1 protein-coding gene is annotated in these 1,094 nt (G+C 68.0%); it reads left to right on the top strand.

Going from position 1 to position 1,094, the window contains the following annotated elements:
* Window positions 1-1,094, top strand: a 1,094-nt coding sequence (locus ACS8YF_RS19575) for an aldehyde dehydrogenase (NADP(+)) (RefSeq protein WP_440851768.1), incomplete at both ends; no start/stop codon positions are given.

Genomic DNA, 1,094 nt, shown 5'->3' with positions numbered 1-1,094 from the left:
ACCGCCCTGCCCGAGAAACGTCTGACCGGCGAAGTCGGCCGAACGACGGGTCAGCTGCGGCTGTTCGCCAAGGTCCTGCGCCGTGGGGATTATCTCGGCGCCCGCATCGATACCGCCACCGATGCCGCCCCGGATCTGCGCCAGATCCAGCAGGCGCTCGGCCCGGTGGCGGTGTTCGGCGCCTCCAATTTCCCGTTCGCCTTCTCGGTCGCCGGCGGCGATACCGCGTCGGCCTTTGCCGCCGGCTGCCCGGTGGTGGTCAAGGCACACCCGGGGCATATGGTCACCTCGGAGATGGTGGGCAACGCCATCGAGGCGGCGGTGAAAAAATCCGGCATGCCGGCCGGCACTTTCAACATGATCTTCGGCGGCATGGTCGGCGCGCAGCTGGTGCAGGAACCGGCGATCAAGGCGGTCGGCTTCACTGGCTCGCAAACGGGGGGCCGGGCGCTGTTCGATCTGGCCTCGCAGCGTGAGGAGCCGATCCCGGTCTATGCCGAGATGTCGAGCGTGAACCCGATGTTCATGCTGCCGGCCGCAATCGAGGCCCGCGGCGCCGAACTCGCCGAGGGCCTGGCCGGCTCGGTCTGTCTCGGGGCCGGCCAGTTCTGTACCGGGCCCGGGGTGATCATCGGGGTGAAGTCGCCCGCGATGACGGCCTTCATCGAAACCCTCGGCGAAGCGCTCAGGAGCAAGCCGGGCCAGGTGATGCTGAACCATGGTCTGCTGGATAACTACCAGCATGGGGTGGAACGTCTGAAAGGCCTGAACGGCGTGCGGGAAGTCGTGGCCGGCTCCGCCGAATCGAACCAGGCGGCGGCGCGGCTGTTCATGGCCGACAAGTCGGTATTGTTCGACGACGCCCAGCCATTGATGGAAGAGGTGTTCGGCCCGAGCACGGTGGTGGTCGAGCTGGACAGCGCCGACGAACTCGAGGCCGCCGCGCGGGCGATCAACGGCCAGCTGACGGCAACGGTGACCGGCGACGACGCCGAGATCGCCCGGCACAAGCCACTCGTCACGGCACTGTCGCGGCGCGCCGGGCGGGTGTTGTTCAACGGCTTCCCGACCGGGGTGGCGGTCAACGATGCGAT

The sequence above is a fragment of the Salinisphaera sp. SWV1 genome, from assembly GCF_052044155.1.
Lineage (GTDB): Bacteria > Pseudomonadota > Gammaproteobacteria > Nevskiales > Salinisphaeraceae > Salinisphaera.
This window is presented reverse-complemented; position numbering and strand designations above follow the sequence as displayed.